Source organism: Candidatus Binatia bacterium, from assembly GCA_029243485.1.
Taxonomy (GTDB): domain Bacteria; phylum Desulfobacterota; class Binatia; order UBA12015; family UBA12015; genus VGTG01.
In genome coordinates, this window is sequence record JAQWRY010000088.1 from 361,587 (window position 1) to 374,925 (window position 13,339).

8 protein-coding genes are annotated in these 13,339 nt (G+C 66.3%); 5 read left to right on the forward strand and 3 right to left on the reverse strand.

Annotation, left to right across the window (positions count from 1 at the left end; translation table 11 throughout):
• Positions 1 to 5: 5 nt before the first annotated feature.
• Positions 6 to 1,274: a 2-oxoglutarate dehydrogenase complex dihydrolipoyllysine-residue succinyltransferase gene (odhB, locus tag P8R42_30060; protein ID MDG2308848.1), complete on the reverse strand. Its 1,269-nt coding sequence runs from the start codon at positions 1,272 to 1,274 to the stop codon at positions 6 to 8.
• Positions 1,274 to 4,126, reverse strand: a complete 2,853-nt coding sequence (locus P8R42_30065) for a 2-oxoglutarate dehydrogenase E1 component (GenBank protein ID MDG2308849.1) — start codon at positions 4,124 to 4,126, stop codon at positions 1,274 to 1,276. The genes odhB and P8R42_30065 overlap by 1 nt, the downstream gene beginning before the upstream one ends.
• Positions 4,127 to 4,255: 129 nt before the next feature.
• Here P8R42_30065 and P8R42_30070 point away from each other — a divergent pair, with 129 nt between their 5' ends.
• Genes P8R42_30070 through P8R42_30080 form a run of 3 tightly spaced genes read left to right on the forward strand, consistent with a single transcriptional unit; the run spans position 4,256 to position 10,464 of the window.
• A complete protein-coding gene (locus P8R42_30070; GenBank protein MDG2308850.1) occupies positions 4,256 to 6,193 on the forward strand; it encodes a BamA/TamA family outer membrane protein in 1,938 nt (645 codons plus the stop codon).
• 20 nt (positions 6,194 to 6,213) lie between these two features.
• Positions 6,214 to 10,023 (forward strand): translocation/assembly module TamB domain-containing protein, encoded by a 3,810-nt coding sequence (locus tag P8R42_30075; GenBank protein MDG2308851.1) that lies wholly within the window; start codon positions 6,214 to 6,216, stop codon positions 10,021 to 10,023.
• A 6-nt stretch (positions 10,024 to 10,029) separates the two neighbouring features.
• Positions 10,030 to 10,464: a VOC family protein gene (locus P8R42_30080; protein ID MDG2308852.1), complete on the forward strand. Its 435-nt coding sequence runs from the start codon at positions 10,030 to 10,032 to the stop codon at positions 10,462 to 10,464.
• Position 10,465: 1 nt separating this feature from the next.
• Here the strand turns inward: P8R42_30080 and P8R42_30085 are convergent, their stop codons facing one another.
• A complete protein-coding gene (locus tag P8R42_30085) occupies positions 10,466 to 10,885 on the reverse strand; it encodes a MaoC family dehydratase (GenBank protein MDG2308853.1) in 420 nt (139 codons plus the stop codon).
• Between the two features lie 126 nt (positions 10,886 to 11,011).
• On the opposite strand from P8R42_30085, the gene P8R42_30090 reads away from it, so the two are divergent.
• Positions 11,012 to 11,878 carry a hypothetical protein gene (locus P8R42_30090; GenBank protein MDG2308854.1) on the forward strand — a complete coding sequence of 289 codons (867 nt, stop codon included), beginning with the start codon at positions 11,012 to 11,014 and terminating at the stop codon, positions 11,876 to 11,878.
• A 77-nt stretch (positions 11,879 to 11,955) separates the two neighbouring features.
• Positions 11,956 to 13,335: a coproporphyrinogen-III oxidase family protein gene (locus P8R42_30095; protein ID MDG2308855.1), complete on the forward strand. Its 1,380-nt coding sequence runs from the start codon at positions 11,956 to 11,958 to the stop codon at positions 13,333 to 13,335.
• Positions 13,336 to 13,339: the final 4 nt, after the last annotated feature.

Genomic DNA, 13,339 nt, shown 5'->3' on the forward strand with positions numbered 1-13,339 from the left:
GGAACTCACAGACTGAGGAGAAGGCGAGCCGGATCTTCCAGCGCCTCTTTCACTCGGATGAGGAAGGTGACCGCCCCCTGGCCATCGACGATGCGATGGTCGTAGGAGAGGGCGAGATACATCATCGGGCGAATCACGATCTGGTCGTCGACCACGATCGGGCGCTTCTCGATCTTGTGCATCCCGAGGATACCGCTCTGCGGAGGGGTGAGGATCGGTGTGGACAGGAGCGATCCGTAGACGCCGCCGTTCGAGATCGTGAACGTCGCGCCCGAAAGATTTTCGATGGAAAGACGGTTGTCGCGCGCGAGGCCGGCGAGTCGACCGATCTCCTGCTCGACGCCGGCAAACGAGAGATCATCCACGTTCCGGACGACCGGAACCACCAGGCCTCGCTCGGTGCCGACGGCGACGCCCATGTGGACGTGCTTTCGATACACCAGGTCGGTGCCGTCGATCTGGGCGTTCAGCTCCGGTACCTCGGCCGCGGCGGCGCAGCAGGCTTTCACAAAGAAGGACATGAAGCCGAGACTCACGCCGTGCTTGGCCTTGAAGTCGTCTTTGTACTGCTTGCGCAGGCTCATGACCGAGGTCATGTCGACCTCGTTGAACGTCGTGAGGATCGCCGCGACGTGCTGCGCCTCGACGAGTCGCTTCGCGATGACCTGCCGAAGGCGACTCATGGGGACGCGTTCTTCGTCCGGGCCGGCTGGTGTTGTGGGGGTCGCGGCGGCCTGGCGTGCGACGGGCGCTGGCGCTGCCTTCGCGAGCGGTGCCGGTTTCGGCTCGGCGCCCGGCTTCGTGGCGGCCTCGAGAACGTCGCCCTTGGTGATGCGCCCCCCCGGCCCCGTGCCTTTGACGGTGCTCGGGTCGATCTTCTCCTCGACGACGATCCGGCGTACGGCGGGGCTCAGCGGTTTGGTAGGGCTCTCCGAGGCGGGCGCCGCTTCGGGTTCGGTGGCTGCTTCGCGTGTCGGTGCTGCCTCGGCTTCCGGCACCGCCTCCACCTTGGCGGGCGTCGGTGCAGCAGCGCTACTCGCTCCTTCCTCGATGGTGGCGACGACGTCGCCCACCGAGACGACCTCGCCCTCTGGGCGGAGGAGCTTCAGCGTGCCGGCGCACTCGGCGACCAACTCCATGTTGGCCTTGTCGCTCTCGAGTTCGAGGATGGGCTCGTCCATGGCAACGGCGTCGCCGTCCTTGCGCATCCACGTCCCGATGGTGGCTTCGGTGACAGACTCACCAAGCGATGGGATCTTTACTTCGAACGGCATCAACTGCCTCCGGCTTCGGCTCGCTTGGGTGTTTTCGTACCGGCTTGTGCGCGCTTCTTGCGCGCCGGCTCGAGGCGGGCGGGGGTGGGTGGGCCGTCGAAGATGGATGCGACGAGCGCGTTCTGCTCCCGCACATGGACGGCATAGGATCCCGCGGCCGGGCTCGCCGCGTCGTCGCGGCCGGCATACCGTAGCGGTCGCCCGTCTAAGACGGAGGGGAGCTTTTGTGAAATGTACCACCACGCGCCCATGTTGATCGGCTCGTCCTGCACCCAGACGATGTCGTTCGCGTTCGGATAGCGATCCAGTGCCTTGCGGATCTCGGTCTCGGGCAGCGGGTAGAGCTCCTCGACGCGCAGAGCGGTCACGCCGAGATCGGCGCGGTCCTGGCGGGCCTTCGCGATCTCGTAGAAGACCTTGCCGCTGCAGAACGCGATCGTGCGGACCTCTTTTTCCTCGAGTGTGACCGGGTCGGCGAGGAGCGGTTCGAAGCGTCCTTCGGTGAGATCCTGAAGCGCAGAGGTGGCCGGCTTGAAGCGCAGCAGGCTCTTCGGCGACATGACCACGAGCGGCTTGCGGAACCCGCGGAGCATTTGGCGGCGCAGGAGGTGGAAGAGCTGGGCGGCGGTCGTCGGTTGCACGACCTGGAGGTTGTCGTCGCCGCAGAGTTGTAGGAATCGCTCCAGACGCGCACTCGAATGCTCGGGGCCCTGACCTTCGTAGCCGTGCGGGAGGTAGAGTACGAGGCCGCTCGCCCGCTGCCACTTCGATTCCCCCGCGGCGATGAACGAGTCGATCATGATCTGAGCGCCGTTTGCGAAGTCGCCGAACTGGGCTTCCCAGATGCACAGAGTCTCCGGGGCAGCAGAGGAGAAGCCGTACTCGAAGCCGAGGGCTGCTTCTTCCGAGAGGGGGCTGTCGATGACCTCGAAGCGCGCCTGTGCTTCGCCTTCTGCGGTGATCGCGTTGAGCGGCGTGTGCGGCACTCCCGTCTCCTGGTCGTAGACGACGGAGTGTCGGTGACTGAAGGTTCCGCGGCGGCTGTCCTGGCCGGCCAAACGGATGGGCGTCCCTTGGCGCAGAAGCGCACCGAACGAGAGCATCTCGGCGCAGCCGAAGTCGATCCCCTTACCGCGGCCGATCATCTCGATTCGGTCGTGGTAGACCTTCGCGACCTTCGGGTGCGGGATGTGGCTCTCGGGCACTTCGCCCGCGCGTCGTGCGATGTCGGTCAGAAGTTCGGCGGAGACCTTGGTCTCGGCTCCCCGATCGTCGCTGGCCGGGCCGAGGCCCTTCCACGCGTCGCCGAAGCTGAACACTTCCTGGCGGGGCCGGAACTCGCGCGCGTAGTCGAGGGCGAGGTCGAGAACCTCGCGGACCTCCCGGTGGATGGCCGCCAACTCGGCTCCGGTGAACGAGCCTTCGGCGATCAGTTGCTTCTCGTAGATGTCACGCGTGCCGGGGTGTTTGGCGATACGCCCGTACATCACGGGCTGCGTGAAGGTGGGCTCGTCGGTCTCGTTGTGGCCGTGCTTTCGGTAGCAGGTGAGATCGATCACGGCGTCACGCTTGAAGCGTTGCCGGAAACCGACCGCGAGCCTGATCGCGTGCACGGCCATCTCGGGGTCGTCGGCGTTTACGTGGAAGACCGGTGACTCGATGATGCGGGCGATGTCGGTGGTGTACCGGGTCGGCCGAGACGCCTCGGGCGACGTTGTGAATCCGACCTGGTTGTTGATCACGACGTGAATCGTGCCGCCGGTGAAGTAGCCGGGCAGGTGGCTCAGGAGCAGCGTTTCGGGAACGACCCCCTGACCGATGAACGCGGCATCGCCGTGCGCGAGGACGGGCATCACCCGGCGGCGGGCCTTGTCGCCGAGCAGGTTCTGCTTCGCGCGAACCTTTCCCTCCACTACGGGATTCACCGCTTCGAGGTGGCTCGGGTTCGGCGTGAGCGACACATGGACGACCTGGCCTTCGCGCGTGTGGTGATCGCGCGAGTACCCCTGGTGATACTTCACGTCGCCGTCGCCCTGGACCCAGTCCGGTAGGAGGCTGCCTTCGAACTCGGCGAGGATCATCTCGTACGGCTTGCGAACTACGTTCGCGAGCACGTTGAGTCGGCCGCGGTGGGCCATGCCGAGGACGACTTGCTCGACGTCCTGGTTGGCCCCCTCTTCGATGAGGGACTCCAGCATCGGGATGAGGGTGTCGCCGCCCTCGAGCGAGAACCGCTTCTGGCCGGGGAACTTCTTGTGAAGGAATTGCTCGAAGGTCTCCGCCTCGACCAGCTTCGTGAAGATCTGGAGCTTGTCTTCGCGCGTGAGATTCGGCCGGTTCCGCGTGGGCTCCATCCGGTCTTCGAGCCACCCGCGTTGCTCGGAATCACGGATGCCGGTGAACTCGACGCCCATCGTCCCGCAGTAGGTCTCCTTCAACGCGGTCACGAGGTCGCCGAGCGTCGCGGGAGGCTCGCCGTGCAGGCCGCCGGGCTCGCAGGGGCGACTCAGATCTTCTTCTCGCAGGGAGTACTGACCGAGGTCGAGCAGCGGGTGCCACTCGGGCGGATCGCTCAGGGGATCGACGTTCGCGAGGAGGTGTCCAAGGTCCCGGTAGCCATGGACGAGCCCGAAGGTTCGCGGCCTGGGCGTCGTGCCGCTGGAGAGAGGGGAGGTCGCCACGGTGGGCGCGTGGACGGGGTCTCCCCCGCCGGCCTCGTTGCGGCCCAACTCGAGGCCTTGGAAGAACGCACGCCAGGTCGGATCCACGGATTCCGGGTCCTGTTGGTACTGCTCCTGGAGCTGGTCGATGAACTCCGCGTTGGCGCGATTCACGAAGTCTGGCGTTGACAAGTGTTCTCCTCTGCCGGCCGTTTGGCTCGGGTGGGACTGGTATCGAGAATCGTAACGGTTGGGTGCGGTGCAGACCAATCCATGACTCTCTTTTCTCGGCTCCCGGGCCGTGTTTGTTAAGGCCACTGAGTGTTTCGAGTCTGGGCAAGCCGAGCGGCAGTTCTGGTCGCGGGGGTGATGCTCCTGGCCACGGCCCAGCCACCGCTCTCGCTCGCGGAGGAGGCCGCGGGGGGCGAGTCGGCTCCTCGGACCGTCTCGCTCTCGGATTTCGATATCCGGGGTCCGTGGCGGCTGACTGGCGTCTCGATCGAGGGGCTGGGATGGTTCGAGGCCTGGACCATCGGATCCTCCCTACAGACCCAGGCGCGTCCCTGGTGGAGCTTCTGGAGCGACCACCCCGCGTTTGTTCCGGCGTACCTCTACGGGGACCTGGACATGATTCGTTCTCGGATGCAGGCCGAGGGCTACTACAGGGCCTTTGTGGAGGAGAAGATCGTCATCGTGAAGCCGCCCGGAAGGCGGCCGTCCTTGGCGAAGGAGGGAACGCCCGGCGAGATCGAAGTGCGGATCGAGGTCGATCCCGGACTGCCGGTCGTTGTGTGCAGCCTCTACGTTGACCTCGAGACCGTCACGCTGCCCGCAGATTCAGCAGCGGAGATTGCCAAGAAATTTCCGCTCGAGGTCGGCCAGCCGTTCACACGCGCCGGCTACCAGGCAGCTGCTCAGCGTTATGCCCAATATTTGGCAGACCACGGCTACCCGCAGGCCACCGTCGAACGACACGCCCGCGTGGACGTGCTAAGCCGCTGCGCCGAGGTGGCCTACGGACTCGCGGCGGGGCCGCACGCAGTCTTCGGAAAGACCACCCTCTCGGGACTCACCACGATCCCCGACGAGATTGCGCTGCGGGAGGTCGCTTACGAGGCGGGCAAGCAGTACGACGAGAAGCGGATGCGGGAGACGCAGAGTCGTCTCCGCGGCACCCGACTCTTTTCCGTCGTCCGCGTCGAGAAGGGGAAGGTCACGGACGACGGCGAGGTGCCGGTCGGCATTGAACTCACTGAGGGCCCGCCGCACGAGATCCGTCTCGGCGTTGGCTACGGAACCGACGATGGCGTCCGGGGGCTGGCGTCGTGGTGGAACTACAACTTCCTTGGTGGCAACCGACGACTTGGCTTCTCGACGAGGATCTCGCGGATCAATCGGTGGGTCGAAGCCTCGTTCGTGCAGCCGCACTTCCCGCGCCGGCGCGACACTGCCTCGATCTCGTTCACGCTCGGTCAGCAAGACGAGTCGACGTATCTCGACAACAGCTTCGTTGCGACGCCGAAGGTGAGTTGGTGGATCAACAAGAATGCGACCGCGACGACCTACTACACGTTTAGGTACGACAGCCTCTCGGACGTGACCGACGAGACCGTTGCAGACCTGGGCCCCGCCGGTCAGTTCCAGAACTCCGGTTTCACCAGCACGATCGGCCTCGGCATGCGCTGGCTGGGCTTTAACGATCCGGCGAATCCTACCAGTGGCCTCGGCCTCGCACTCGCCGGCGAGCTGTCCGGGGGGCGGCTGGGCGCGGACTTCGACCTGTTCCGGCTGCTCGGCCAGGCCGCGTACTACCAGCCTCTGTGGGGGGACCTCGTGTTCGCAGTGACCCTGCGGGGGGGCTCGATCGTGCCGTATGACGAGACGCCTCAGGTGCCGTTATGGGCCCGGCTCTACGCCGGTGGGAACGCGTCGTTTCCTCTGCGCGGGTACGGCAGGCGGCGTGTCGGTCCGCTGTCGGGTTCGGACGATCCCCTGGGCGGCCGAACCGCGATCGTCACGACGACGGAACTTCTCTACCCGATCGGCGGGCCCGTCCTCGGCGTTCTGTTCTTCGACGCCGGTGACGTCGAGTTGTCCGCTTGGACGATCAAGCCGGAGAACGTACAGAAGGGCGTTGGCGCGGGGCTCCGGGCGGTCACGCCGGTCGGTCCCGTCGAGATCGACTTCGGATTCGGACTGGATCACCCCGCGGGCGATTCGGTGTTTCAGGTGAACTTCACAATCGGGCCCCAGTTCTGATCATGTCTGCGCGTCGCCTAATGAGCTGGTTGTTCGTCGCCGTCGTGACGGTCGTCGTCGCGGTCGGTCTGGCGATCGCGCTCGTGTTGATCGTTCTGCCGATGCCGGCCACCCGCGAGTGGGTTCGGGGGGAGTTGGAGACGGTGTTGTCGTCGGCTCTCGACGATGAGGTGAGGATCACCGCCGTGCCCTCGCTTTGGCCGACGTGGATCACGCTGCAGGGCGTTTCGATCGGCGGCGACGACGCGGTCGTGCGCGCCGAATCACTGACGCTGGAACTCAGGATTCCGAGCCTTACGCCGCCGCGGCTCCGGGTGGACGTGGTGCTCGTTCAGCCGGATCTCGACCTCGTCCGCGAAGCCGACGGTCGGTGGAACGTCGAGAAATGGGCAGGCCCGGACGAGAGTCCGGAGCCCGCGGACGGGGGGCTCGGAATCCCGCGTTGGCTCGGGCGCGTCGGACTCGAGCTTCGCGACGGGCGAATCAGGCTCGCCGGGATGTCGCCGGAGCCGCTGCGTCTCTCGTCCCTCTCGGTCTCGGGACGCCTCTGGGTCGGAGTGGTGCGCGACTCGGTCGTCGAAGTCGACGCCCTGTCGGTCGCGCTTGGCGACGCCTCGCGCCTTGGACTCCACGGAACGTACGAGCTCGAGGGCGAGCAGCGCTTGCATGCCGTCCTCAAGGTGGACCCCCTGGTGGGCGCCGACCTCGCGGGGCTGGTTCCGGAGCTTCGCGACGATGCGAGAGTCGCAGGCACGGTGGAAGCAGAAGGAGCTGTGGATTATCCGAAGCTCGCGCTCGACCTTACGAGTGGCGACGCGCGGCTGGTCGGGCACGGAGCGCTCGAGTCCGAGAACGGGGACCAGGCCATAACCGTTTCGTTCGACGCGACCGAGATCGATGTCGCCGCATTCGTACACGGCGCGCCCGCCGGGGAGGTGACGGCAAAAATGGATACGTCGGCGTCGCTGCGCGGCGATGAGGTCCAGCGGATCGAGGGTCAGCTCACGGTGACGAAGAGCCGCCTATTCGACGTGGAGGTGGAAAACCTCAGCGTCCACGCGACCACGACGGACGGCGATGTCGATTTGAAGGTCGATGCGGCGACTCCCGACAACGGGGTGCGCACGTCTCTGCGTGGTTCGGTGCAACTTGCGGCTCCGCACCGCGCGCGGGCATCGGGAGACGTCGAGTTAAACGACCCCGCCGCACTCTCGGAGGCTCTCGGGACCTATCTGTCCGCAAGCAACCTGAAAGCGACGATCACAGCGGAGGTCGACGACCCGACGACCGACAGTCCGACGGGGATGCTCGACCTGAAGTTCGCGCCGGGCCGCCTACGTGGCGTGCCCGTGGATGGCGGTGAACTCAGCGCGAGGCTTCGGCCGGATCTGGTGAGTCTCGAGCGGCTCTGGATCGGCGCTGACCGTACGAACCTCGAAGGCCATGCGTGGGCGCAGCTCCAAGGTCCGCCGGATCAGCGCGCGGTGGGCGGCGAGATCCGCGGCCCGCTCAGCCTCGCGCTCTTCACGAATGCCTACGGCGTGGTCGAGACCGATCTCAAGTTTTGGGGACATCTCGAGGATCTCGGTCTCTCGGCTCTCGTCCAAACGAGCGGTCCGGTCGAGCTGCCGGGATTGGAAGGGACCTTCTCGTCGCGGATCGAGGCGACCGAACTTGGCGGAACCGGGGGGAAGGCCGATCTTGAGCTGACGGGCCTCTTCGCACCGGACGCGTCGGTGTCCCGGATCTTCGGTCGCGACGACAGGCAGACCACGGTGCGGGCCTCGTGGGCACGCGTGCCCACGGGCGACACCGCCGGACCGCCGCTTGACCGCGTCGAGTTCGATGCCCGTATGGGCGATGCGGCCAAGAGTGGAGGGAGCTTCCAGGCGGTGGTGCAGCGGCGCGGCGACCAGGCGCACGTCGAGGTGCCGGGATTGGAGATCCGTCCGGTGGTCGGGCCGGCGTGGCGCCTGGTGTCCCCCGCCAAGGTTGACGTCACCGCCGACGGCGTCGCGGTGCAAGACGTGCGCGTGGAGGTCGGGGGCGGTCGAATCGAGGCACAGGGGCACGTCGCGGGAGAAGCCGGGCCGCGCAACGACCTCGCCGTTCGGGTGAACGACATCGACCTCGCGTTGCTCTGCGAGCTTCTCGTCGTGGGCGACGAGTGCTCGGGGAAGCTCGGGGCGAGTCTCGATGTCCAGGGCTCGGCGGCACGGCCGAACGTCATCTTCGATCTCGGGATCGACGAGCTCGCCGCTTCCGGGCAAGACTACGGAACGCTGCGGGCGAGTGCGCGCACGGAGGGCTCCGGGCTCGCGATCGCCGCACGTATCGAAGGGGGCGACGCCGGTACGCTCGATCTGAACGGCCAGCTTCCGCTCGAGGCGGGAGGGCGGGCCCCGGCGGTTTCGATGAATCAGCCCGCGCGCGTTCAGCTTCGGGCGACGGATCTTCAGATCGACGTTTTTCGCGCGCTGGCCGGTCGCGCCGTGCGCCGGCTGGACGGCCGAGCGACTGCGCAGGTGGATCTTCGCGGGCCGCTTGCGGATCCGCGGCTCGACGGGAGCCTTACGATCGAGGACCTCACGTTCAGCGCGGCGGCTATCGGTGCGACGCATCGCCACGGGCGCGTTCGTCTGTCGATCGACTCGAAGCGGTTCAAGCTCGAGGAACTCACACTCGATGAGGGTGCGATCACGGCGGGCGGCGAAGTCCGGTTGGCCGGGGGCTTCCCGACAGCGTTCGATCTCTGGCTCGCTCTGGACGGTGCCGAGGTCGTGAGTCGGTCCGAAGCTGACGCGACGGCGAGCGGGCGCGTCGCACTCACCGGACCCGTCGATGCCCCGCATCTTGAGGGCGACGTGACGATCGATCGCGCGACCATCCGTCCGACGATCGCGCCCGGAGGCGGGAAGCCCGAGCCCGATCCGAGCGTCGTAGTCGTCCGAAGGTACGGAAGCGAGCCGGCGTGGACGTCCGGTGTTCCCCCTTCGCTGGGGGGCGAGGCCGAGAGCCGGCCGGTGCGTTCTCCTTTGGCCGATCCTCGGGCGAAGGCGGGCATGCCAAACCTCTACGAAGATCTCACGATGATCGTCGCCGTTCGGCTGGGGGGTCCGGTCGTCGTGCGCCGCTACGATGCGAACATGCGGCTCTCGGGTGAGGTGTATCTCACGAAGAAACCAGACGACGAGTTGCGGATTTCCGGCGGCATCGGCGGCAGGCAGGGCTGGTACATCTTTCAGGGACGACGGTTCGAGATTCGCTCGGCGTACGTGACCTTCAGCGGCGAGACGCCGCTCGATCCCTATCTCGATGTCTCGGCCCAGTACCGCACCGGTGACTATCTCGTCCGGATTCGCATTGCCGGAACCGCGAAGCACCCGAGCCTGGATCTCTCGAGCGATCCCGCTCTCGACCAGAGCGATATCTTGTCCGTCGTGCTGTTCGGCAAGCCGGCATCACAGCTGAGCGACTCCCAGGGGCAGGTTCTTCAGAGTCAGGCGTTCGCGCTTCTGGCCTCGTACGTGGCGCCGGCACTGCAGCGGTCCGTGCTCGACACCTTGGGCCTGACGAGCCTGACCTTCTCGATGCCGACCGGTGACACCGCCGGTACGATCGGGGTCGGGCGCTACATCGGCGAGGACCTATTCATCTCCGTCGCGCGTGATTTCGGTGGTCCGAGTGGGGGCACGAGTCGGCAGCTCCAGGGGCTCGTGGGTTCGTCGGTGACGATCCAGTACTACCTGACGCCGTCGGTGACCCTGCAGGGCGCGTCGTCGACCGAGGGCGAGAGCAGTGTAGACGTGATCTGGCACCGGCGGTATTGAAGACACATGAAGGGTCGCATCACTCAGGTCGATCATCTCGGAATCTACGTCACCGACATCGATGCCGCCGTGCGATTCTGGCGCGACGTCGTCGGTCTCGAATGCACGGGTCCGGAGGACAATCCCGAACACGGCATCCGGTTGGCGCACGTTTGCGTGAACGGACTGGAGTTGGAGTTGATCGAGGCGCCCGTCGAGAAGACGCAGCTTCGGCACATGCCCTACCAGGGGCCGGGGATCTACCACGTAGGTCTGCGCACCGACGACGTGCCGGCTGCGATGTCCCGCCTACAGGAGGCCGGGCTTCGCGCGCTCGACCCCGAGCCGCGAGAAGGCGAGGGCATGCGCGTTCAATTCGCGTCGCCCGACGGGCCGAGCCAAGGTGTGATGATCGAGGTCGTGGAGCGCCTGCGGCCCCCACCGGCGGACCGGAAAAGCTGAGCTACTTCCCTTCGAGTGCGTCGCCGACGAGTACCGAATCGCCGTCCTGATTCGTGCAGGTCGTGCGACAGCGGAGGCGGCGCTGTTCGGGTAGGAGCTTCACGATCTCGGATGTCGCCGTGATCGTATCGCCGATGAACACGGGGCGCAGGAACCGGAGCGTCTGCTCGATCGAAATGGCGCCGGGCGTTCCCAGCAGGAGTCCGTTGGTCGTCGACAACAGACTCGCGGTCAGCATCCCATGGACGACCGGGCGCCCGTAGCGACTCTCGCGGGAGTAGTCGCCGTCGCGGTGGGCGGGATGCTCGTCTCCGCAGAGCGCGGCGAACTGCGCGACATCCTCGGCTGTGAACGTCTTCGTGAACGAGGCGCGGTCGCCGATTCGGAACGCCTCGAAGGGCTTGTCGTTGTAGGGGGTCATCGTTCTGCGGCAGAGCGCGCTCCGCTCTGGGCGAGAAGGTAGCCGGGACCGGCTCGGGCGGTCAATCGGACGTGGGGGGCTCGCGCCATGACATCGCTCGCGCGGCATGCGAGTACAGGCCCGAAGATGAGTCTCGTGGACCTTACCCGTGCGCGGCTGCGCTATGATCTGCTCCTCGGCTGGGCCGGGCACGGGCGTGGCCTGGGGCGGACGTACGCGGCGGCGGTCGCGCGTGCAGACCTTGCGCTCGATGCGGCCCGAACACGCGTCGCCGTCGAACGCATCCAGCGTTGGACGGGGATGTCGGCCGCCGCGGCACGGGGCACGTATTACAGCTCCCTCGTCTCCGAGGCCCGAGAGGAGGCGGACAGCGCCCTCTTCATGCGCGATCCCGGCGCCTTCGCGCGCTGGCTGCCCGACGCAACGGACGTGCCCCGCCCGGAGGGCCCGGTCCTGTATGCGACGCTGCACTTCGGACACCCGGTTCTGAGCTGTGTCTACCTCCGTCGCTGCGCGGGTATCGACGTGCGTCCGATCATTCGCGGGCTGGACGATGGCAATCCGATGGCGGATCCGAAGCGCGGGTGGGGACAACGGAAGGTGGGTTGGACGCGCGATCTTCTCGACGGGGCCGTCTTCGGCGTGGATGGTCTCGCGACCGTGCGCGCGCGTGAACACCTGCTGAACGGCGGCGCTGTGTTCGCTGCGTTGGACGTGCCCGGTGACGTCTCGGACCGCAGCAGCACCGTCGACGTCGGCGGAGAGCGGCTTCGGTTCTCGACGGGAGTCGTGTCGCTCGCGCAGATGACCCGGAGTACGATCGTTCCCGTCGTCGCCGTAAGTGGGACGGAGCAGATGGGCGTCCGCTTTGGCACCCCCGTGGTCTCCACGGACGGAGATCCCTTCCCGGAGGTCTTCGCCGAGCTCAGCCGGTTCATCCTCGAGGATCCGGGCGAATGGTGGCTCTGGCCCTTCGTGCACGGGGACGGGTGAGGCCGCGTGGAAGTCGGGCTGGTTCCCAGGTACCGTAGAGACGCGAGTGGGATCCTGTACCAAACAGCGGAGGCGGCATGTCGGTTGAAGATCTGTACCCGGTCGACCGGGTGCGACACATGCCATTCTTCTACTATCCGACGGTCAACACCGATACGGATGTGCTGACGGATGACACACGAGGGGCCTTCACTCGTGACCTGACCGTTCGCAACGAGGGCCGGAAGGCGATCCTCTACCTTCACGTGCCGTTCTGCCGCACGCACTGCTCCTTTTGCTTCTACAACATCAACGTCGTCCAGGAGGAAGACCCGGTGATGCGCGCGTACACCGACGCGCTACTCGCCGAGATGAAGTTCTACAGCAAGACTGCCTACGCGCAGGGGCTGTCGATCGAGCACGTATTCATCGGTGGCGGGACGCCCACGCGTCTCCCGGATGCGCAGCTTCGCCGGGTTCTCGAGGGCCTCCGCGAGCACTTCGATCTGAGCCGCGTCGTCGATTTTACGATAGAGATGAACCTCGAGACGATGAGCCCGTCGAATCTCGAACTCTGCCACGAGCTCGGCGTGAACCGCGTGAGCTTCGGCTGGCAGACCTCCGTCCCTCGACTGCGGAAGTTCCTCGCGCTCGTGCCGTCGGAAGAGACCCTGGCGGATCGCCTGAGCCATCTCGAGCGGCTCGGCTACCCGCTGATCTGGGACATCATGTACGCGCTGCCCGGGCAGACCACCGAGGACTGGAACGTCGACCTGCAGCGATCGATCGAGCTCGGCGTTGCGTGCATCGACATCCACCGAACCGACCTCGTACCGCCGGCGCCTCTGTACCACCTGGTGCGGGAACGGAAGCTAGAAGTCCCGACGCAGGCCGAGGCGCTCGAGCAATATCTGCTCGCGTACCGCACGCTGATCGATGCCGGCTACGAGTTCAACACGTTCCAGCAGTTCAACCGGCCCGACGTGCCGAGCGCGGTGTCCCACTACGGACGCTACTACTATCGCTCGTCGCACGACCTGCTCGCACTCGGACCGGGCGCCATGGGCATCGCGAACAACTGGGCCTACATGAACGAGCGCGACATCGCGCAGTACGCCGGGCTCGCGAAAGAAGGCGGGCCCTTCCTGTCGTGCGCGCACCACGTGAGCGACCCGACCTGGCAGGAGCGCGACTTCGTGCTCGGCATGGGCCAGCTCTGGTCGGTCCCGAAGGATCTCCTCCGAGGCCCGCTCACGCCTCAGCAGGACGCGGCGCTCGACAAGTTGATCGGCCACGGCGCCGTCGTGGAGACCGAAGACGAGTACCGACTGGCGGATGACGCCATCGGGTATCACTTCTCGGTCGCCGGCGAATTTCAGACCAAACAGGAAGTGGGTCGGAACGTCGGCTACCTTCGCTCGATGCCGAGCGAGATCGTCTGGAATTCGTCCCGCAAGCGCAAGTCCGAGCGCGTTTAGCGAC

What these genes read in the sequence shown, in the direction of transcription:
- P8R42_30080 (MDG2308852.1), top strand. Translation starts at nt 10,030, where the DNA reads ATGAAGGGTCGCATCACTCAGGTCGATCATCTCGGAATCTACGTCACC.
- odhB (MDG2308848.1), bottom strand. Translation starts at nt 1,274, where the DNA reads ATGCCGTTCGAAGTAAAGATCCCATCGCTTGGTGAGTCTGTCACCGAA.
- P8R42_30075 (MDG2308851.1), top strand. Translation starts at nt 6,214, where the DNA reads ATGAGCTGGTTGTTCGTCGCCGTCGTGACGGTCGTCGTCGCGGTCGGT.
- P8R42_30090 (MDG2308854.1), top strand. Translation starts at nt 11,012, where the DNA reads ATGAGTCTCGTGGACCTTACCCGTGCGCGGCTGCGCTATGATCTGCTC.
- P8R42_30095 (MDG2308855.1), top strand. Translation starts at nt 11,956, where the DNA reads ATGTCGGTTGAAGATCTGTACCCGGTCGACCGGGTGCGACACATGCCA.
- P8R42_30085 (MDG2308853.1), bottom strand. Translation starts at nt 10,885, where the DNA reads ATGACCCCCTACAACGACAAGCCCTTCGAGGCGTTCCGAATCGGCGAC.